The 20,397-nt window shown below is 65.2% G+C and carries 19 protein-coding genes; 12 read left to right on the forward strand and 7 right to left on the reverse strand.

The window, feature by feature from the left end; translation table 11 throughout:
- Positions 1 to 96 precede the first annotated feature (96 nt).
- Entirely contained in the window at positions 97 to 522 is a 426-nt protein-coding gene (locus tag KCX70_RS03335; RefSeq protein WP_021210027.1) for a hypothetical protein, read from the forward strand.
- A gap of 85 nt (positions 523 to 607) precedes the next feature.
- On the opposite strand, the gene KCX70_RS03340 is transcribed toward KCX70_RS03335, so the two are convergent.
- On the reverse strand, positions 608 to 1,348 hold the full coding sequence (locus KCX70_RS03340) for a phosphatase PAP2 family protein (protein ID WP_212619266.1): 741 nt from the start codon (positions 1,346 to 1,348) through the stop codon (positions 608 to 610).
- Between the two features lie 240 nt (positions 1,349 to 1,588).
- On the opposite strand from KCX70_RS03340, the gene KCX70_RS03345 reads away from it, so the two are divergent.
- The 6 genes from KCX70_RS03345 (at position 1,589) to KCX70_RS03370 (ending at position 7,581) form a co-directional block, all read left to right on the forward strand.
- Positions 1,589 to 2,272 (forward strand): response regulator transcription factor, encoded by a 684-nt coding sequence (locus tag KCX70_RS03345; protein WP_021210025.1) that lies wholly within the window; start codon positions 1,589 to 1,591, stop codon positions 2,270 to 2,272.
- Complete coding sequence (locus KCX70_RS03350; protein ID WP_102847102.1) at positions 2,262 to 3,536, forward strand: sensor histidine kinase; 1,275 nt, start codon at positions 2,262 to 2,264, stop codon at positions 3,534 to 3,536. The genes KCX70_RS03345 and KCX70_RS03350 overlap by 11 nt, the downstream gene beginning before the upstream one ends.
- An 82-nt stretch (positions 3,537 to 3,618) precedes the next feature.
- Positions 3,619 to 4,296, forward strand: a complete 678-nt coding sequence (locus KCX70_RS03355) for a class I SAM-dependent methyltransferase (RefSeq protein WP_212619267.1) — start codon at positions 3,619 to 3,621, stop codon at positions 4,294 to 4,296.
- A gap of 2 nt (positions 4,297 to 4,298) precedes the next feature.
- Complete coding sequence (locus KCX70_RS03360) at positions 4,299 to 5,006, forward strand: lipopolysaccharide kinase InaA family protein (RefSeq protein ID WP_212619268.1); 708 nt, start codon at positions 4,299 to 4,301, stop codon at positions 5,004 to 5,006.
- Positions 5,007 to 5,047: 41 nt separating this feature from the next.
- A complete protein-coding gene (locus KCX70_RS03365; RefSeq protein WP_021210021.1) occupies positions 5,048 to 5,401 on the forward strand; it encodes a diacylglycerol kinase in 354 nt (117 codons plus the stop codon).
- Positions 5,402 to 5,442: 41 nt separating this feature from the next.
- Positions 5,443 to 7,581 (forward strand): LTA synthase family protein, encoded by a 2,139-nt coding sequence (locus KCX70_RS03370; RefSeq protein WP_212619269.1) that lies wholly within the window; start codon positions 5,443 to 5,445, stop codon positions 7,579 to 7,581.
- 385 nt (positions 7,582 to 7,966) lie between these two features.
- On the opposite strand, the gene trmA is transcribed toward KCX70_RS03370, so the two are convergent.
- On the reverse strand, positions 7,967 to 9,055 hold the full coding sequence (gene trmA / locus KCX70_RS03380; RefSeq protein ID WP_212619270.1) for a tRNA (uridine(54)-C5)-methyltransferase TrmA: 1,089 nt from the start codon (positions 9,053 to 9,055) through the stop codon (positions 7,967 to 7,969).
- Between the two features lie 39 nt (positions 9,056 to 9,094).
- Positions 9,095 to 10,390 (reverse strand): NCS2 family permease, encoded by a 1,296-nt coding sequence (locus tag KCX70_RS03385; protein ID WP_021210018.1) that lies wholly within the window; start codon positions 10,388 to 10,390, stop codon positions 9,095 to 9,097.
- Positions 10,391 to 10,692: 302 nt separating this feature from the next.
- Between KCX70_RS03385 and KCX70_RS03390 the strand changes: the two genes are divergently transcribed.
- The 5 genes from KCX70_RS03390 (at position 10,693) to KCX70_RS03410 (ending at position 16,396) form a co-directional block, all read left to right on the forward strand.
- Positions 10,693 to 11,670 (forward strand): XdhC family protein, encoded by a 978-nt coding sequence (locus KCX70_RS03390; protein WP_212619271.1) that lies wholly within the window; start codon positions 10,693 to 10,695, stop codon positions 11,668 to 11,670.
- Positions 11,624 to 12,256, forward strand: a complete 633-nt coding sequence (locus KCX70_RS03395) for a nucleotidyltransferase family protein (protein WP_212619272.1) — start codon at positions 11,624 to 11,626, stop codon at positions 12,254 to 12,256. Before KCX70_RS03390 ends, KCX70_RS03395 begins: the two co-directional genes overlap by 47 nt.
- Positions 12,257 to 12,678: 422 nt before the next feature.
- Positions 12,679 to 13,212, forward strand: coding sequence for a (2Fe-2S)-binding protein (locus KCX70_RS03400; RefSeq protein ID WP_212619273.1), 534 nt, complete (start codon positions 12,679 to 12,681; stop codon positions 13,210 to 13,212).
- Positions 13,209 to 14,195 (forward strand): FAD binding domain-containing protein, encoded by a 987-nt coding sequence (locus KCX70_RS03405; protein ID WP_212619274.1) that lies wholly within the window; start codon positions 13,209 to 13,211, stop codon positions 14,193 to 14,195. Before KCX70_RS03400 ends, KCX70_RS03405 begins: the two co-directional genes overlap by 4 nt.
- Complete coding sequence (locus tag KCX70_RS03410) at positions 14,192 to 16,396, forward strand: xanthine dehydrogenase family protein molybdopterin-binding subunit (protein ID WP_212619275.1); 2,205 nt, start codon at positions 14,192 to 14,194, stop codon at positions 16,394 to 16,396. Before KCX70_RS03405 ends, KCX70_RS03410 begins: the two co-directional genes overlap by 4 nt.
- Before the next feature lie 150 nt (positions 16,397 to 16,546).
- Here the strand turns inward: KCX70_RS03410 and KCX70_RS03415 are convergent, their stop codons facing one another.
- The 4 genes from KCX70_RS03415 to KCX70_RS03430 form a co-directional block, all read right to left on the reverse strand.
- Positions 16,547 to 17,773, reverse strand: coding sequence for an MFS transporter (locus KCX70_RS03415; protein WP_212619276.1), 1,227 nt, complete (start codon positions 17,771 to 17,773; stop codon positions 16,547 to 16,549).
- Positions 17,774 to 18,232: 459 nt separating this feature from the next.
- Positions 18,233 to 18,640, reverse strand: coding sequence for a carboxymuconolactone decarboxylase family protein (locus KCX70_RS03420; RefSeq protein ID WP_212619277.1), 408 nt, complete (start codon positions 18,638 to 18,640; stop codon positions 18,233 to 18,235).
- Between the two features lie 56 nt (positions 18,641 to 18,696).
- A complete protein-coding gene (locus tag KCX70_RS03425; RefSeq protein WP_212619278.1) occupies positions 18,697 to 19,074 on the reverse strand; it encodes a MerR family transcriptional regulator in 378 nt (125 codons plus the stop codon).
- The gene (locus KCX70_RS03430; RefSeq protein WP_212619279.1) at positions 19,071 to 20,198 is read right to left on the reverse strand and encodes a methyltransferase; all 1,128 of its coding nucleotides are present in this window, start codon (positions 20,196 to 20,198) and stop codon (positions 19,071 to 19,073) included. Before KCX70_RS03430 ends, KCX70_RS03425 begins: the two co-directional genes overlap by 4 nt.
- Positions 20,199 to 20,397: the final 199 nt, after the last annotated feature.

Here is a 20,397-nt window from a genome sequence, read left to right on the forward strand (position 1 = left end):
TGACGAAACCCTGACGACGGCAGGTGCAGGCTTTGCACTGTGGCCGCGGCGTGCACTGCACCGCGGCGCTGTCCTGTGCTTCAGGTGAGGTAACCGATGAACGTTCGTCTCCCGCATTCCGCCCGTCTCATCACATGCCGCCGCGTGCTGCCCGGCGCTCGCCTGGGTTTGCTGGCATTGTTGTGCGCCGGTATCGCAGGCCTTGCCGGTTGCCAGAGTTCGGCGCAAGGGCTGCTCGCCGAGGGCTATCCGGTGGATTATGCCGACGGCTTCGAGGCCGGCTGTGACAGCGGGCGACAGGCGGCTGGCGGGATGGCTTCCTTTCGCAAGAATGTGTCGCGCGCCCAGGCGCAGCCGCTTTATAGCGAAGGCTGGGGCGACGGTTATCGCCAGTGCCAGGCGATGCTCGAATCCAGCGGCGGGCTGTCGGCCTGGCGCAGCGACGCGCTGGAGCGTGAGCGCGATCGCGAGTGGCGCCATCATGTCGATCAGGCCAAGGCGCAGGCCTACCATCGCCGCTAAGCGGTGTCCTGGCGGCTATTTCCCGCCCATGGAATGTGGCGTAAGCGTGGCCGCGCAACCCGGATGGCTGCGCGGCAATCGGCTGTCAGCGAGCGGCGTCGATGGCCGGCGCCATTGCCGGTGAGGCGATACGGCGGTACAGCACCAGCCGGTAGCAGGCCGTTCCGATCAGCCAGTCGAACAGCAGCGTCCAGACGTTGTGCGACATGAAGTGCGCGCCCTGCATCACCCGTCCGATCGACAGCACGGTACCGAGCGTCAATGCGAAGGCCAGCGCGTAACGCGCCGCGCGCGGGCGCCGGTCACGCAGGACGAAGAACAGCGCCAGCAGCGAAAAGCCCGCCGACGCATGGCCTCCCGGCCAGCAGCGTCCTGGCTTGAGCGTGGGTGCCCGTTCGCTGAGCAGCGGTGTGTAGGTCTCGCTGCCGCCGAAGTCGGTCAGGCTCCAGGGACAGTGCACGCCGGTCAGCGCCTTGAACGGTGTGACGATGCTGGTCGACAGTGCCAGTGACAGCACCAGGCAGCCCAGCGGCCGACGCCACGCGGCCAGCCGCGTCGGCAGCAGGCTGAGGACGAAGCCGACCAGTGCCAGCACGGCGAGCAGGATCACCAGCTGTTTGACGCGGTCATGCAGAACGTCTTCGAGCAACCAGCTGTGGCGGCCGACGAACCCCGAGCCCGGCTCGTAGAACAGCCGCGACAGGGCGAAGTCGAGCTGGCTCGGGTCACCGAGCAGCAGCACCAGCATCGCCAGCAATGGCAGGCCGAAGGCCAGGGTGAAGTTGAACGGGCGGCTGTCGAGGGCGGTGTTGGGCAGGGCAGGCATTGGAGCTCCGGAGAAGCGCCATGAGCGGCGCCGGCAAGATTCAACGCTGGCCGAAATGAGCGGCAACCGGAAGAGGCGTGTCGCCTCGGCAAGCGAGCGGTAACGAAGTCAAGCAGGGCGCGCAGATGTCATCATATGATCCACGGGCGAGGCCGGACCCGCCGAAGTCTGAGCACCTGCCTGTGAGGCCGTCGTAAAGAAGCCGTGAAAATTCCGTCATTGTTCCGCTAGCGAGTCGATATGCGCATTCTGGTGATCGAAGATAACCGAGACATCCTGGCCAACGTTCTGGACTACCTCGAACTCAAGGGCTTCGTGGTCGACTGCGCCCAGGATGGGCTCAGCGGCCTGCATCTGGCCGCGACGGCGCACTACGACCTGATCGTGCTGGACATTATGCTGCCCGGAATAGATGGGTATCAGGTCTGCAAGCGTTTGCGCGAGGATGCCGGGCGCGACACGCCGATCATCATGCTCACCGCCCGCGATGCCCTGGACGATCGGCTGCAGGGGCTCAAGTCCGGGGCCGACGACTACCTGATCAAGCCGTTCGCGCTGTCCGAGCTGGTGGCGCGCATCGAGGCGGTGCTACGGCGCAGCCAGGGCGCGCGCAAGCAGAAGCTGCAGGTTGGCGACCTCCAGTATGACCTCGACACCCTGCAGGCGACGCGAGCCGGGCAGTCTCTGCGGTTGAACCCGATCGGTCACAAGCTGCTCACCGTCCTCATGCAGAAGAGCCCCGCGGTGGTGCGCCGCGAGCAGCTGGAAGAAGCCCTCTGGGGCGACGACGTTCCCGACAGCGACAGCCTGCGCAGCCATATTCATCAGTTGCGTCAGGTACTCGACAAACCCTTCGACAAGCCGCTACTACATACCGTGCATGGCGTTGGCTTTCGTCTGGCGGAGCTCGATCATGCTGACTAAGCAGCCGTTTGCGCGGCGTATCGTCATCGCCTTCACCCTGATGACGTTCGTGGTCAGTGGCGTATTCTCGCTGGGCATCGTTGCGGTGGTGCATTTCATCGAGGAGCATCTGGTCACGCAGGAGCTGGGCGGCGAGCTGGATGGCGTGCTCAATGATGTGCTCGTGCTCAAGACCGCGCCGCGACTGGATGCGGCTACGCGTTTCTTTGCTTCGGATGTGCCGGGATACGAAATTCCTGAGGCGTTTCGAGATGTGGCTCCCGGCTTCACAGAAGTGGTCAGCCATGACGACGCCTACTACGTTTACCTGCGCGAGATCGACGGCGAGCGATACATGCTGGTCGAGGAGCAGCAGGAGTTCGAGGCGCGCGAAACGGCGTTGTTCGGCGTGGTGCTGGCAGGCTTCCTGCTGAGCATCGTGGGTGCCTGGGGGCTGGGGCGGCTGATGGCGGACAAGGTGATGGCGCCGGTGTCACGCCTGGCTCAACAGGTGCGCCATCGCGATCAACTGCATGCCTTGGCCCCGCCGCTGGCCTTGCAGTATCCGGACGACGAGGTCGGCCATCTGGCTGCCGCCTTCGACAGTACCCTGGGACAACTGCGACAGAGCCTGGAGCGCGAGCGGCTGTTCACCAGCGATGTCAGTCACGAGCTACGTACCCCGCTGATGGTGATCCTCGGCGCCTGCGAACTGCTCGCTCAGGCCGACCTGCCGGTCAAGTCACGAACACAGGCCCAGCGCATCGAGCGCGCGGCGCAGGAGATGCATGAGCTGGTGGAGACCTTCCTGATGCTGGCCCGGGCGCGTCCCGAGCAGACGGCGTTTCTCGGTACGGCTCGGCTTGCCGCGGTCGCCGAAGACCAGACTGACCGCTGGGCGCCTCTGTTCATCGAAAAAGGCCTGGCGTTTTCTCTTCGGTCAGAAGGTGAGGATAGCGGCGAATACAATCCCATATTGCTCGGCTCGGTAATGTCGAACCTGCTGCGCAATGCGCTGCATTACACCGAAGCCGGGTCAGTGCAACTGATCATCGAGTCGGGTGGCTTTCGCGTCGAGGACACTGGTGTCGGCATCCCGCCGGAACAGCAGGAACGTATCTTCCAGCCCTTCGTACGCGGCGCGCAAAGCCGCGGCGAAGGGCTCGGCCTGGGACTCTCGTTGGTTCGTCGCATCTGCGCGCATCAGGGCTGGTCAGTCAGCCTCGAGCAGCGTGCGCCGAGTGGCAGCTGCTTCCGAGTCCACTTCAGTGAGGCCGCGGCTTGACGGAATTTTCACATTCCCTTGACGGCAGCTTGATGCCCCTGCCGCTAGCGTGGTGGTCTGTTTAACAACTGGACTGCCCGCCATGACCCGCTCAAGCCCGATCGAACTCGAGTTTTCGCGCAAATATGACCGTGAGCATGCTCGCCAGTATCTGCGCAAACATCAGGACGGCTTGGCCCGTCGGCTGTCGCACTGGCGTGACGAGCAAATGGCCCGGCGAGCGTTGAAGCTGGCCGGCGATCCCGATCTGGTCCTGGATCTACCTTGCGGCGCGGGGCGGTTCTGGCCGTTGTTGGCCGAACACCCGAGCCGGATGATCTTTGCTGCGGACAATTCTGCCGATATGCTGGCCATCGCGCGTGCGGCACAGCCTCCTCAGGTGGTCAAGCGGGTAGAAACCTTTCGAACCTCAGCCTTTGCCATCGACATGGGCGCCAATGCGGTCGATTGCATCTTCAGCATGCGCTTGCTGCACCACATCGCCGAGCCGGCGCATCGCCTGACCATGTTGCGTGAGTTTCACCGGGTGTCCCGTGATACGGTTATCCTCTCGCTCTGGGTAGACGGCAACTACAAGTCCTGGAAACGCAAGCGCTTGGAGCGCCGGCGACCGGACCAAGAAAATAAAAACAGATTCGTGGTTCCGCGCTCGAAGATCGAAGCGGAATTCGGCGAGGCCGGATTCGACATTGTCGGCCACAGGGACTTTCTCCCGGGATACGCCATGTGGCGTGTCTACGTGTTGCGCAAAAGGAGCTGAGCATGGCTGCTGTCGTTCTCCCGCGTTCGGTCGAGGCCGCCGATGATTTCGAACAATGGTGGAACACGCAGGGCGAGTGGGTCGAACCACCGAACTTGCGCCGCGACGGCGAGAGCGGGGTGCAGCGGCTGCAGGCCCGTCGAGGCGGCCTGCTCTACTGCAAGCGGCAGATCGGCCACCTGTATCGCTCCCTATGGCATCCGCTCGGTCGGCCTACCGTGCTGCGTGAGCGCGACGCGTTGCAGGCGTTCTCGCGCCTTGGCGTGCGGGTGCCGGCCATCGCGTTCTGCGGTACTCAACGGCAAGCGGGGCAGTGGCAGGCGTTGCTGGTCACCGAAGAGCTGCAGGGCTTCGTCAGTCTCGAACAGTGGTATGAAGACCGCCTGGACCAGCGCTACGGCGCAAGTGTGCACCAGCAAATGCTCGAGTCCGTCGGCCGCACGCTGAGCCGTTACCATCGGGCCCGCTGGCAACACGGCTGCTGTTACCCCAAGCACATCTTCATCAAGGTCGTCGGCGAGGCGGATGCCGTCCTGATCGAAATCGCACTGCTTGATCTGGAAAAGAGTCGTCGGCGTCTGCGTTCCCGTGCGGCCGCCGGCCATGACATGCGGCAGCTAGCGCGTCATCGCGATGCGATGCCCGAGACGGATTGGCAGTTGCTGCAAAGTGCGCATGCTGCGGCTTTTGCACATGGAGGAGACCAGTGACGGCACCGGAACCGACACCTCTGGTCAGCGACGGCGCTGCCATGAAAGGACGCAGCGGCCTTGCCCGTATCTGGCACGCTTCCGGCTATTCGATGGCGGGCCTGAAGGCTGCCTACCGCGGCGAGGCGGCGTTCCGTCAGCTGGTATTGTTGAACCTGATCCTGATACCCGTGGCATTGTTGCTGGATGTCAGCCGCGTCGAGCGTGCCGTGCTGGTCGGCGTGGTGTTCCTGGCGCTGATCATCGAGTTGCTGAATTCCGCCATCGAGGCGACCGTCGACCGCATTTCCCTCGAACTGCATCCGCTCTCCAAGCAGGCCAAGGACATGGGCAGCGCCGCGCAACTGCTGGCGCTCTGTCTGATCGGCCTGGTGTGGGCGGTGATCCTGCTCTGAGCCACCTCCCGTACGTCTTCTGCCTTCACTAAGGAAAATCCATGCGCGCGACCCCGCGGCGGTCCAGCCGAGACCTCAATCCGCCTGGCCCCATCACCCTGGCCGCGCACCTGCGCTTCATCCTGGCCAGCGCACTGGCGCTGCTGTTCATGTTCGCCCTGTTGCGCCTGGGCCTGCTGCTGTTCAACCGCGAGCTGATCGGCAACACGCCGCTTGACAGCTTCGTCGAGGCGTTCGGCAATGGCCTGCGCTTCGACCTGCGAGTGGCGGTGTATGCGCTGTTGCCGCTGCTGCTCGGCACCTTGAGTGTCCGGGTGACGGCGGCGCGCGGTCTGTTGCGCGCATGGCTGACCGTCTGCGCCAGCCTGGCGATTCTGCTCGGGCTGATCGAGCTGGACTTCTACCGTGAATTCCACCAGCGGCTGAACGGTCTGGTCTTCCAGTACCTGCAGGAAGATCCGGCGACCGTGCTGAGCATGCTGTGGAACGGCTTTCCGGTCCTCCGGCTGTTGGCAGTCTGGGGTGTGGCGAGCCTGGCCATGTACGCCCTGTTCGGCTGGTTGGAACGCCTGACGCGCGGCCGCCCGACGTTGCCCTCGACGGGCGTGCGCCGCAACGGCGCGCCCTGGTACACCCGTGCGGCGGTGTTCACGCTGCTGGTGCTGGTCTGCGTGGTGGCCGCACGTGGCACGCTGCGCCAAGGGTCGCCGCTGCGCTGGGGCGATGCCTACACCACCGATTCGATGTTCGCCAACCATCTTGGCCTGAACGGCACGCTGTCTCTCTACGACGCGGCCAAGAATCGCTATTCGAGCCACCGCGAAAATACCTGGAAGGCGACCTTGCCGGCCGACGAGGCGCAGTCCGTCACCCGTGAGCTGCTGCTGACCGACAACGACACACTGGTCGATACCGAGCTGGCACCCGTACGGCGCGATTATCAGCCCCCGTCGGACGGCCAGCTGGCGGTGCGCAACGTGGTGGTCATCCTGATGGAGAGTTTCGCCGGTCACTTCGTCGGTGCGCTGGGCAGCCAGGACGGCATCACGCCGTACTTCGATCGCCTCGCCAAGGACGGGCTGCTGTTCAGTCGCTTCTTCTCCAACGGCACCCACACCCACCAGGGCATGTTCGCCAGCATGGCCTGCTTCCCGAACCTGCCCGGCTTCGAATACCTGATGCAGACACCCGAGGGCGGGCATCGTTTTTCCGGCTTGCCACAGTTGCTCGGCGGTCGGGGATTCAACGACGTCTATGTTTATAACGGCGATTTCGCCTGGGACAACCAGTCTGGCTTCTTCGGCAACCAGGGCATGACACGCTTCGTCGGCCGGAACGAATACATCGATCCGGTGGTGGAAGACCCGACCTGGGGCGTATCCGACCAGGACATGTTCGGTCGCGCCATCGAAGAGCTGGACAAGCTGGATACCGGCGAGCCCTTCTACGCGCTGTTGCAGACCCTTTCCAACCACACGCCTTATGCGCTTCCCGACCCGCTGCCGGTCGAGCCGGTAACGGGGCACGGCTCGCTGGATGAGCACTTGACTGCGATGCGTTATTCCGACTGGGCGCTGGGCCAGTTCTTCGAGAAGGCGCGCAAGGCACCCTGGTTCGACCAGACCCTGTTCGTGGTGGTCGGCGACCATGGCTTTGGCGCTACCGAACAGCTGACCGAGATGGACCTGTACCGCTTCAACGTGCCGATGCTGCTTATCGGGCCGGGTGTGACCGAGCGCTTCGGCAGCCGTCGTGACGTGGTCGGCACGCAGGTAGACATGGTGCCGACCATCATGGGCCGTCTCGGCGGGGAGGTTCGTCACCAGTGCTGGGGACGCGATCTGCTGGCGCTGCCGGCAAATGACCCCGGTTTCGGCATCATCAAGCCGTCGGGCGGTGACCAGACCGTCGCAATGGTGCGGGGCGACCAGATTCTGGTGCAGCCCAAGGACCAGGAGCCGCGCTTGTACCGCTATCAACTCGGTGGTCAGCCGCAGGCGCAACGGCTCAAGGCGGACCAGATCGATCCGCTGATGGCTGAGCAGCTGCAGGCGTTCCTGCAGACCGCGACCACCAGCCTGCTGGCCAACACCAGCGGTGAACGCGAACGTGACGGTAAAACGACGGGCGTGGCGGTCATCGGAAAGTCCGACAGGCCGGTGCCGCAAGACAAGGACTGAACCGGTTCGGGTGGGGGCAGGCATGCCCCCCACTCGTTCAGTCGCCGCCCGGCGGGCGCTGGCCAGCGAGGCTGACGATGGGCGTGTTCGGGGCGGTCGGGTCGCAAGCAGCTCCGGCTGTCCCGCTTCAGCGCGGGATATCAACCGGTGTTCGTTGAAATCGCCCCGCTCGGCGTCGCGGTGACAGGCCACACAGTTGGCGCGGCCGCCGACTGACTCACGGCTGAACTTGGCTTCGCTCACTTCATGGTGCTTGCGTTCGAACCAGCCTGTCTGGCTGATGCGTGGCGGTTCGCCCTCCGTTGGCGGGGGCTCCGCAGGCAGACGGAACAGAAAGTCCCGTCAGCTGCGGTGGTTCATCGCTGCGCGGAATCTCGGACGAGGCTCAGCGCCGCACCAGCAGCACGCCCGATTCCATGTGATGGGTGTAGGGGAACTGGTCGAACAGGGCGCAGCGCTCGATGCGGTGGGTATCTTGCAGCTGGGCGATGTTCGCCGCCAGGGTGTCCGGGTTGCAGGAAATGTAGAGGATGCGCTCGAAGCGCCGGGTCAGCTCGCAAGTGTCCGGATCCATGCCGGCGCGTGGCGGGTCGACGAAAACGCTGCCGAAGTCGTAGCTCTTCAGATCGATGCCGGCCAGGCGGCGGAACGGGCGCACTTCGTTCAATGCCTGGGTCAGCTCTTCGGCGGACAGGCGCACCAGGCTGACGTTGTCGATGCCGTTGTCATCGAGGTTGGCCAGCGCGGCGTTGACCGAGGACTTGCTGATCTCGGTCGCCAGCACCTTGGGCACGCGGGTCGCCAGCGGCAGGGTGAAGTTGCCGTTGCCGCAATAGAGTTCCAGCAGATCGTCGCTGCGCTCGCCCAGTGCGTCGAACGCCCAGTTCAGCATCTTCCGACAGACCTCGCCGTTGGGCTGGGTAAAGGCGCCTTCGGGTTGGCGATAGTTGAAGGTGCGGCCGGCGACGGTCAGCTGCTCGGTGACATAGTCCCGTCCGATGACGATGCGCTTGCCCTTGGAACGGCCGACGATACTAGCGCCCAGGCTCGCTGCGAGCTTCTCGGCTTCGGCCTGCCAGGCGTCGTTCAGCGGGCGATGATAGGCGAGGGTGATCAGCGCATCGCCAGACAGGGTCGTCAGGAACTCTACCTGGAACAGCTTGAAGCTCAGGGTTTCGCTGGCTTGCCAGGCGGCCTTGAGCTGCGGCATCAACTGGTTGATGCGGCGGCTGGCGATAGGGAAGTCGTCGATCAGGATCGGTGTGTGCTTGTCGCCGGGCTCGAACATCGCGTAATGCCGCTGGCCGTCCTCGCGCCACAGGCGGAACTCGGTGCGCAGGCGATAGTGTTCGCGTGGCGAATCGAAGACTTCTGGCGCGGGGGCATCGAAGGGCGCCAGCAGTTCCACCAGCCTTGCTGTCTTGTCGGCGAGTTGGGCATCGTAGGTGGCGGGGTCGAAATGCGGTGCGCTCATGAAGACTCTTGAAGTGATGGGTAATCGTAGGGTGGAACGTCAGCCGTTGAAGAAGCCCAGCTTGATCACGAACAGGATCGACAGCACCCACATCGCCGGGCTCAGGTCGCGCCAGCGACCGGCGAGCAGCTTGATCGCCGTCCAGGCAATGAAGCCAAAGGCGATGCCGTTGGCGATGGAGAAGGTCAGCGGCATGGCCAGCGCGGCGATGGCCACCGGCGCGGCGACGGTGAGGTCGTCCCAGTCGATATTGGCCAGGCTGCTCATCATCAGCACCGCGACGAACAGCAACGCCGGCGCGGTGGCGTAGGCCGGTACGGCGCCCGCCAGCGGCGCGAAGAACAGACTCAGCAGGAACAGCAGCGCAACCACGCAGGCGGTCAGGCCGGTGCGCCCGCCCGCGCTGATGCCGGCGGCCGATTCGATGTAGCTGGTGGTGGTCGAGGTGCCCAATGCGGCACCGGCCATGGTCGCGGTGCTGTCAGCCAGCAGCGCACGGCCCAGGCGCGGCATGCGACCGTCCTTGTCCAGCAGGTCGGCCTTCTGCGCGACGCCGATCAGGGTGCCGGACGTATCGAACAGGTCGACGAAGAGGAACGCGAAGATCACGCTCAGCAGGCCGATGTCCAGCGCGCCGGCGATATCCAGCTGCAGCAGGGTGGGCATCAGCGAGGGCGGCATCGACACCACGGCGTTGAGTTCGGACAGGCCGAGCACGATCGACAGCACCGTGACTACGAGAATGCCGATCATCACCGCGCCAGTGACGTTGCGGTAGGCCAGTGCGGCGATCAGGAAGAAGCCCAGGCAGGCCAGCAGCGGACCGCCGGCGGTCAGGTCGCCGAGGCCCACCAGCGTGGCCGGATTATCGACGACGATGCCGGCATTCTTCAGGGCGATGATCGCCAGGAACAGGCCGATACCGGCGGCGATACCCGAACGCAGCGCCAGCGGAATGCTGTGGATGATCCACTCGCGGATCTTGAAGATCGACAGCAGGAAGAAGATCGCGCCGGAAAGGAACACCGCACCCAACGCCGTCTGCCAGGTGTAGCCCATGGTCAGCACCACGGTGTAGGTAAAGAAGGCGTTGAGACCCATGCCCGGAGCCAGGGCGATCGGGTAGTTGGCGATCAGGCCCATGACTGCCGAACCGATGGCCGCGGCCAGGCAGGTCGCGACGAACACCGCGCCGTGGTCCATGCCGGTCTCGGCGAGGATGCTCGGGTTGACGAAGAGGATGTAGGCCATCGTCAGGAAGGTGGTGAGACCGGCGAGGATCTCGGTGCGCAGCGTGGTGTTGTGCGCCTTGAGTTGGAACAGCTTCTCCAGCATGGTCAATCCTCGTGTGGGCCGGTCAGGGCTGGCAGTGTGCGTGGTGGCTGCCTCTTTGGGCAGTTGGTTGCTATAGCAAAGCCCATCCAGGCGTTGCTCGCAAAAGCCGCGCATCTTACACCGACCCTGCACCGGGTTGAATTTCATTCGGTGACCGGCTGGTTTCGCTTCCCGGTTGCGCTTGCCAGAGGCATTGCTCATCCGCGATCGATAGGCCGCAGGCGAACTAACCTGACGTGCGGCCAGTCATTGAAGACATGTCGGCGCGACCGGCGCATCGTCTGAAATTCACGGGGAAAACGATGGACAGTGTCGATCTGGGGGTGCTGCGACGCGCCCACGACTGGCTGCGTGAAGGGCATGCAGTGGTGCTCTACACGGTGCTGGAAACCTGGGGCAGCGCACCGCGGCCGGTGGGCGCACTGCTGGCACTGCGTGATGACGGTCGCGTCGAGGGCTCGGTCTCCGGCGGATGCGTCGAGGATGACCTGCTGGCGCGCCGAAAGGCGGTGGTCGATCGCGGTGCCGCGTGCGAGCTGATCACTTATGGCGTCAGCAAGGAGGAATCCGCGCGGTTCGGCCTGCCTTGTGGCGGTACCTTGCGCCTGCTCGAAGAGCCGCTGACCGACGTGGGCTGGCTGGACGAACTGCTGCAGCGCTGCGCCGATCATGAACGCCTGTTGCGCTGCCTGGATCTGTCCAGCGGCGTGGTGACTCTCCTGCCAGCCGGGCGCAACGAGACGCTGCGCTTCGATGGCGCGACCCTGCGTGCGCCCTTCGGTCCGACCTGGCGCCTGCTGATGATCGGCGCCGGGCAGCTGTCGCGCTATACCGCCGAATTGGCAAGCGGCCTCGGCTTCGAGGTGCTGATCTGCGACCCCCGTGAAGGCTACGGCCACGACTGGGGCGACACCGCCGTCCGCTTCGTGGCGGGCATGCCGGACGATGCCGTGCTGGCCATCGAGCCGGACGCCCACACCGCCATCGTGGCGCTGACCCACGACCCGCGTCTGGACGACATGGCGCTGCTCACCGCGCTGCAGTCCGATGCCTTCTATGTCGGTGCGCTGGGCTCGCGGGTCAACAGCGAGAAGCGCAAGTCCCGGTTGCTCTCGCTGGGGCTCAGCGAAGGCGACGTGAACCGGCTGCACGGCCCGATCGGACTGCCGATCGGCAGTCGCACGCCGGCCGAAATCGCCCTGTCGCTGATGGCTCAGGTGGTGGCCATCAAGAATGGCGCGGCGCGCGAACGAGTCGCGACGGAGCGGCGCTGTGCCTGACGATTTGTGCACCATCGTCCTCGCCGCGGGACAAGGCAGCCGTTACCGCCAATACAGCGACGAGGACAAACTGCTGGCCGGCTGTACGTCGGCCGTCGATGCGCCGCCGGTCCTGGCAGCCACGCTGCGCGCAGTGGCCGGCATCGGTGATCGCCTGCTGGTGGTGACGCGCGAGGACAACGCCAGCCTGGTCGCCTGGCTCGAGCGCGAGGCCCACGCCTTCGGCGCACAAACGCTGGTGGTTCGCAGCAACGGCCTGGGGCACAGCCTGGCCCAGGCGGTGTCGCGCTGCCCGGCTCGCCGCGGCTGGCTGGTAGCACTGGGTGACATGCCGTACCTGCAACACGACACCCTCGAGCGCATCGCCGCAGCCATTCAGCCGCAACGGTTGGTGGTGCCGGTGTACCGCGGGCAGCGCGGTCATCCGCGCGGAATAGGGGCCGACTTCGGTGCGTTGTTGCGCGTGCTGACCGGCGAGCGGGGCGCGCAGGCGTTATTCGATGGGCCTTCGGTGATCGAGATCGAAGTGGACGATCCCGCCGTGCTGCAGGACATCGATCGTCCGGAGGATCGACGGCCGGGTTGAGCCGGGTGGCGCCCCGAGGCCTCCGATTTCCCGCTGAACGATTTTTCCGCCGGGGCAGTCGTACCCTAGGGTCTGATGGCGTTTCGTACGCGGCCGCGCCGGAGCCTGTTTTTGCGCGAGGCAAGGCATGAGGAGGGACGTTTGGTTGTTCCAAATGAGCGACGAATAACGCCGCATCGCGCAAAAACAGGCCCGTCCCGAAGGGTTGCGCGTCAAATGGCGCCATGCAGCGTTGCGGGACTTGGCAAGGGAACACCATTACCTGCGTCCCGCGCCTTGCCTGGCGTCATTTGACGCAGCAACGCGGCTCGCGACGAAACGTCAACAGACCCTAGGCGCACGGAAAGCGCATCGAATGCCTGAGGTCTTCGCTGATCCTGCACAGAACAGGCGCGCGAGGCCCCCCGAACCGTGAGGCTGCCATGAGCGAAACGTCATCCACTGCAGGTGGGATCTCCGCCTGTTCCATCACCCTTCAACTGAACGGCCAGCGCCGCGACGTCGAGGTTTTCCCCTGGACCACGCTGCTCGATCTACTGCGCGAACAGCTGCACCTGACCGGTACCAAGAAGGGCTGTGACCACGGCCAGTGCGGCGCCTGCACGGTGCTCCTCAATGGCAAGCGCATCAACAGCTGCCTGACCCTGGCAGTGATGCACGACGGCGCCGAACTGACCACGATCGAAGGGCTGGCCAAGGGCGAAGCGCTGCACCCGATGCAGGCCGGCTTCGTCAAGCACGATGCCTTCCAGTGCGGCTATTGCACGCCCGGACAGATCTGCTCGGCGGTGGGCATGATCGGCGAGGGGCGCGCCCAGAGCCGTGACGACCTGCGCGAACAGATGAGCGGTAACGTCTGCCGCTGCGGTGCCTATCCGAACATCCTCGCCGCCATCGAGGACGCCGCGGACGAGACGCGCGAACGGCTCGCGGGTGCGAAGGAGGTGACGCCATGAATCCCTTCAGCTATGCCCGCCCCGTCAGTGTGGAAGACGCCATCGCGCAGTTCCGGCCCGACAGCCGCTATATCGCCGGCGGCACCAACCTGCTCGACCTGATGAAGGAAAACCTCACCCGCCCGTCGCAGCTGATCGACATCACCCAGCTGCCGCTGGCCGATATCGAGGAGACGGCCGATGGCGGCTTGCGCATCGGTGCCCTTGTCAGCAATGCCGATCTGGCCTGGCATCCAATCGTCGAAGCGCGTTATCCGCTCCTGTCCCAGGCGATTCTCGCGGGCGCCTCGCCGCAGCTGCGCAATATGGCGACCACCGGCGGCAACCTGCTGCAGCGCACGCGTTGCTACTACTTCTATGACGCCACCACGCCGTGCAACAAGCGCGAGCCCGGCAGCGGGTGCCCCGCGCGCGACGGCCTCAACCGCATCCATGCCATCCTTGGCCACAGTGAGGCCTGTATTGCCGTTCACCCGTCCGACATGTGCGTAGCACTGGCCGCACTGGAGGCGGTGGTGCACGTGCAAGGGCAACGGGGCGAGCGGCGCATCCCCATGTCCGACTTCCATCGCTTGCCGGGCCAAACGCCCGAGCAGGACAACACTCTGGTCGATGGCGAGCTGATCACCGCCGTCGAGTTGCCACCACAGGACTTCTCCGCGCACAGCAGCTACCTCAAGTTGCGTGATCGTGCCTCCTACGCCTTTGCACTGGTTTCGGTCGCGGCTGCTCTGGATATGGACGGTGCAGGCATCCGCAGCGCCCGCATCGCCATGGGCGGGGTGGCCCACAAACCCTGGCGCAAAGCCGAGGCGGAGGCTGCGCTGGTCGGCAAGGCGCCCGACGAGGCCGCCTTCAACGCTGCGGCGGACATCCTCCTCGAAGGCGCCAGCGGCTTCGAACACAACGCCTTCAAGATCGAACTGGGCCACCGCGCCATCGTCCGCGCCCTGACCGACGCTGCCAAAGGAGCCGCCCGATGAAACCTGCCACTTCCCCGTTCGGCCAGCCGCTCGACCGCGTCGACGGTCCGCTCAAGGTCACCGGCCAGGCGCAATACGCCGCCGAATTCGATGTGCCCGGTCTGCTCTATGGCAGCGTGGTCAACAGCAGCATTGCGCGTGGGCGCATCGTCTCCATCGACGCCAGCGCGGCCGAAGCCGTGCCGGGCGTCCAGCTGGTGCTGACCCACCAGAGCCGCCCGCCCGTGGCCAGCTATGACAAACCCTACGAAGACGACGATGCCGCCGATGGCTCGCCGTTCCGCCCGCTATATAACGATCGCATCCTCTACAGCGGCCAGCCGATTGCGCTGGTGGTGGCGGACAACCTGGAGCTGGCGCGCTACGCCGGCAGCCTGGTGAAGGTCGAGTACGAAGCCGAATCCCATCGCACCGACCTGCTCAGCGAGCTGGGCAGCATGCACAAGGCACCGGCCGAACTGCCGCCGCCGCGTGGCGATGTGGAGCAGGCGTTGCAGAGCGCCGCGGTGAAGGTCGAGGTCCAATACAGCACGCCGGTCGAACACCACAACCCGATGGAGCCGCACGCCTCGACGGTGCATTACCTGCCCGACGGCACGCTGGAGATCTACGAAAAAACCCAGGGCGTGCAGAACTGCATGCGCTACGTCGAAAACATATTCGACATGAAGGGCCGGGTGCGCATCCTCTCGCCGTTCGTCGGCGGTGCCTTCGGTTCAGGCTTGCGCCCGCAGTATCAGTTGCCGCTGGCCGTGATGGCGGCGCTCAAACTCAAGCGTTCGGTGCGCGTTGCGCTCAAGCGCCAGCAGATGTTCACCTTCGGCTACCGGCCGCGGACGGTTCAGTGTCTCTCGCTGGGCGCGACGGCGGACGGTCGGTTGCAGGCCATCACCCATCAGGCCATCGGCCAGACCTCGTCCTTCGAGGACTTCACCGAACACGAGGTCGAGTGGTCGGGGATGCTCTACCAGTGCGCGAACGTGAAGCTGGACTACCAGCTGGTGCCGCTCGACGTCTACACGCCGCTGGACATGCGTGCCCCCGGCGCGACCATCGGCGTATTTGCGCTGGAGTGCGCCATGGACGAGCTGGCCTATGCGGCGAACGTAGACCCGCTGGCCCTGCGCCTGGTCAACTATTCCGAGCGCAACGGCAACGAGGACAAGCCGTACTCCAGCAAGGAGCTGCGCCAGTGCTACGAGCAGGGCGCCGAGCGTTTCGGCTGGTCACGCCGCTCCATGGCGCCGCGCTCCATGCGCGAAGGCAATCAGCTGATCGGCTGGGGTATGGCCACCGGCGTCTGGGAAGCCATGCAGATGCCGGCCAGCGCCAAGGCCTGCCTGGGCCCGGATGGACGCCTTGTGGTCAGTAGCGCCACCTCCGACATCGGCACCGGGACCTACACGGTCATGACGCAGATCGCTGCGGCAGCCACCGGCATGCCGATGGAGCGGGTCGAGTTTCGCCTCGGCGATTCCAGCCTGTCCCAGGCGCCGCTCGAAGGCGGCTCGGCCACGGTGTCGTCTGTCGGCAGCGCCTTGCAGCAAGCCTGTGAAGCGCTCTGCCAGAAGCTGCTCGACGCCGCCCAGCAATCGCCGGTTTCGCCCTTTACCGGGGCGAAGCTCGAGGATGTCGAGTTCGCCGACGGCCAGATGCGCCTGAAAGCTTCACCCGAAACGGCCGTTGCGCTGGAGCAGGTCGTCGCCGTGAGCGGCGTGCTGGAAGCCGAGGTGAGCCTCAAGCCCGGCGAAAAGCGCAACGGCTATTCCACCGCAACGCACTCCGCGATCTTCGTCGAGGTGCGCGTGGACGAATCCCTGGGCACCGTGAAGGTCAGTCGCGTGGTCAGCGCCGTGGCAGCGGGCCGGGTGGTCAATCCCAAGACCGCTGGCAACCAGATCGCCGGCGGCGTGGTGTGGGGCATCGGCCAGGCCCTGCATGAGGAAACCATGATCGACCACAAGCTGGGTCGCTACATGAACCACAACCTGTCCGAATACCACGTCCCGGTGAACGCCGACATCAACGACATCGACGTGTTTTTCGTCGAGGAAAAGGACGAGATCGTCAACGCGCTGGGTTCGAAAGGGGTCGGCGAGATCGGCATCGTCGGCGTCGGTGCGGCAGTGGCCAACGCGATCTTTCACGCCACCGGCAAGCGGGTAAGGGATTTGCCGATTACGTTGGATAAGCTTTTTTAGGGCGGCAGGCGGCAGGCGGCAGGCGGCAGGCAAAAGCATAAAAGCGCTTGCCGTTGCTTTGGTGCCACCGCGCACACTTTGAAGCCTGAAGCCTGAAGCCTGAAGCCTGAAGCCTGAAGCCTGAAGCCTGAAGCCTGAAGCCTGAAGCCGCTATCCCAGATCCCGATGCAACTGATCTCGGTCTCTCAGTGTCGGGAACAGCTTCATCCAGGCGCCGGTGATGAGTAGCGTACCGACGCCGCCAATCACCACGGCCGGTACGGTGCCGAACCAGTGGGCGGTCAGGCCGGATTCGAATTCGCCGAGCTGGTTCGAGGCGCCGATAAACAGGCCGTTGACCGCGCTGACCCGGCCGCGCATGGCGTCTGGCGTTTCCAGCTGCACGAAGGCGCCGCGAATGACCATGCTGATCATGTCCGCCGCGCCGAGTACCGCCAGCACACCCAGCGACAGCCAGAACGAGGTGGACAGGCCGAAGGCGATGGTCGCCAGGCCGAACACCCCAACGGCCGCGAACATGACCCTGCCGACGCGCTTGTTGATGGGATAGCGCGCCAACCACAGCGACATCAGCAGCGCCCCCACCGCCGGCGCCGAGCGCAGCAGCCCGAGGCCCCAGGGCCCGGTGAGCAGGATGTCCTTGGCGAACACCGGCAACAACGCCGTAGCGCCGCCCAGCAGCACGGCGAACATGTCCAGCGAGATGGCGCCGAAAATATCCGGCCGGCTGCGGATGAAGCGCATGCCGGCGAGCAGGTTGTCCATCGCAGGGCCTGTCTGCTTCGGTGGCGCGGGGCGTTTTGGCAGGCTCAGCATCAGGCTGCAGGCCAGGGCGAAAAGCAGCGCCACCGGGCCATAGACCCATAGTGGACCGATGGCGAACAGCAGGCCGCCCAGCGCCGGCGCGACGATGGTGGCCGATTGCATCGCCGAGGACGAAGCCGCGACCGCCGCGGGAAATAGCTGCGTGGGCACCAGACTCGGCAATAGCGCTTGGGTCGCCGGCCCTTCGAAGGCACGGGCGGTACCGAGCAAAAAGGCCAGCACGAAGATCATTTCCCGTGTTACCCCGAGCCCGCCGGCGCCGAGCACCAAAGCCAGCGCGATCAGCCCCTGCAACCCCTGGCACAGCGCGGCGATCCGGCGCCGATCGAAGCGGTCCGCGACCTGCCCGGTCCAGAGCACGAACAGCAGGCGCGGAAAGAATTCGGCGAGGCCGACCAGGCCCAGGTCGAGGACGCTGCCGGTCAGCGCATACATGTGCCAGCCAATGGCCACGGCGAGCATCTGAAAGCCGCTCGCGGTGAAGACGCGGGCGAACCAGAACTTGATAAAGGGACGTTGGTGGCGCAACAGCAACTTGGCGTGAGTGGACATCGGGCAGGCGCAATGGAGGCAGGGCCGGGCAGGGTAGCATGCTGCCGTTGGCCTGACGGGGCGGTGGCTTGGTGATGACGTTGTGCGTTGGTTCGGCGGTGTAGTGGCGTGGTGGTGGTGATGCGGTGGTGTGGTGATGCGGTGGCCTGTGGGAGCGGTCTTGACCGCGAATAGCCCGATCCCCGAACAGGGGGCAGGCTTGTCTCGGGATCGATAGGGTGGGCTGGGAGCCATCTGTGCGGTGGGGCTGTGTCCGGTGTGCCTGGGCCGTTCGCGGTCAAGACCGCTCCCACAGGGTTCGGGCTTGGCTTGGCAGCGGTAGGGCGAGCTGGGCGCCGTCTGTGCGATGGTCTGTGTCCGGTGTGCCTGGGCTGTTCGCGGTCAAGACCGCTCCCACGGGGGCGGAGTCCTCGCATATTCGCAGCTGTACCCCGCGGCGCTTCGCTCATTTCGTCTGATTCAGCTCGCATTCGGCGTCGAGGCGGTCAGCAGCCCGCGTTCGGTAAACACGGCCTTGGCCGTTGTCATGCCGTTGAGCGCGGCGGGGAAGCCAGCGTAGACGGCCATCTGAATGATCACCTCGACCACCTGCTCCGGTGTGCAGCCGACATTCAGCGCGCCGTGGATGTGCACCGCCAGTTGCGGCTGGCAGTGGCCAAGCGCGGTCAGCGCGGCGACGGTGGCCAGCTCACGTTGCGGCAGGTCGAGGCCGGGACGCTGGTAGATATCGCCGAAGGGGAACTCGATGACGTAGCGCGCCAGATCCGGGGCGATGGCTTGCAGGCTGTCGATGACCTTGCGGCCGGCCTCGCCGTCGATTTCTTCGAGCTTGGCCAGGCCTTCGGTGTAGCGGGTCGTTGCAGACATGGGAGGTTCCTCTCGATTGGGTAGAGGAAAGCCTGCGGGTTGGAGTCAACTCCAGGTCAAGCGATTGTTTGCCGGCGGTACAGCTCGATCTTCGCCTGCAGCGCGTCGAGGTGTTCCTGGTCCCGTTGCAGGCGCGCCTGCAGCCTGGCGGCATGGGCTTCGAGTAGGGCCTGGCGCGCTGCGAGCGTCGTCTCGCCCTGTTCGCGCAGGTCGGCATAGCGGGTGATGTCGTCCAGCGGCATTCCGGTGTCCTTCAGGCGCAGGACGAAGGCCACCCACTCGAGATCACGCGGGCCGTAGACGCGAAAGCCACTGGCGTCGCGGGCAACGTGGCGCAGCAGGCCGATCTTCTCGTAATAGCGCAGCGTGTCGGCGGACAGCCCGGTGCGTGCCGCGAACTGCTGAATGCTCAGCCGAACCGGTGCTTCGCTCATGGCTTGATCGCCCGCAGGATGACGAACTTGGGTGTCGCCGCGACCTGCTCCACCTTGCCGAACAGGCGCTTGAGCTTGAGGTGGTAACCGAGGTGGCGGTTGCCGACGATCCACAGCTCGCCGCCCTTGGCGAGTGCCGTCTTGGCCTGGGTGAACATGCGCCAGGCGAGGAAATCGCCAACCACCTGCTGCTGGTGGAACGGCGGGTTGCACAGCACCAGATCCAGCGAATCCATCGGCTGTTCGGCCAGCCCATCGCCGGCGCGGATGTCGGCCGGCCGGTCGCCGAGGATGGCCTGCCAGTTTTCCCGCGCCGACTGCACCGCCATGTAGCTCTCGTCGACCAGCGTCAGCTGCGCTTGCGGATTGCCCAGTGCGTAGACGATGCCGAGCACGCCGTTACCGCAGCCGAGATCCGCCACTCGCAGGTTGCCGAGCGCCCTGGGCAGATGCGGCAGAAAGGCGCGGGTGCCGATGTCCAGGTCCTCGCGGCAGAACAGGTTGGCGTGATTGAGCAGTTCGATGGCCGGCTGATCCAGCCGGTAGCGGGTCGGGTAGGGCGAGACGGGCGCGGCTTTCTCGACCGGCGTTGCAGTCAGCAGGCGCGCCTTTTTCACCGCCAGCGACGCCTGCACCGGGCCGATGTACTTTTCCAGCAGGTCGCCAGCGGCACGCGGCAGATGCTTGATCATCGCGGCGGCGATCACCTGGGCGCCGGGTGCCAGCTGGCCATGCAGGCGGATCAGTTGTTCTTCGAGCAGCGCGAGGGTCTTGGGTACGCGAATCAGCACCCGGTCGAACGGGCCTTGTACGGCCTCACTAGCGGGAACGAAGGTCGCGCTGTCGGTGGCGAGCCCGTTGCGCTGAAGATTCTTCTCGAGGGCCAGGTGCGCCAGGTGTGAATCGCCACTGCTGGTGACCTCGGCCTGCTGCGCCAGTGCACAGGCCAGCGCGCCGAAGCTGTCGTTGAGGATCAGCACGCGGCTGCCTGCCGGTAATTGCTGCTCATGCAGTTGCGTCAGCAGGTACTCGTCGGCCGCGTCGAAGGCCTGCAGCGGCTCGTTGGGCTGCTCGGGCTGGCGGATCAGGTCGAGGCGGGCGTAGGGCGATTCGAGAATAGGCATAAGAACTGGCGGTGTTTGTGGGCGTCGGAATGGAGTATCAAGGGTTCAAATCGAGGAGAAACTAGCCGCGTTGGCAATACGCGTTAAAACAGCCTCGGAGATCGCTCGTGATCCACGCGCTTCAAGCGCGAGAGGAGTGAGTCATGTTCATCGGGAAATCTACTCGCACGCGAGCCCGGTCCGCTTGCCGGCTGTTTTG

Source organism: Stutzerimonas stutzeri (assembly GCF_018138085.1).
Classification (GTDB): Bacteria; Pseudomonadota; Gammaproteobacteria; order Pseudomonadales; family Pseudomonadaceae; genus Stutzerimonas; species Stutzerimonas stutzeri_AI.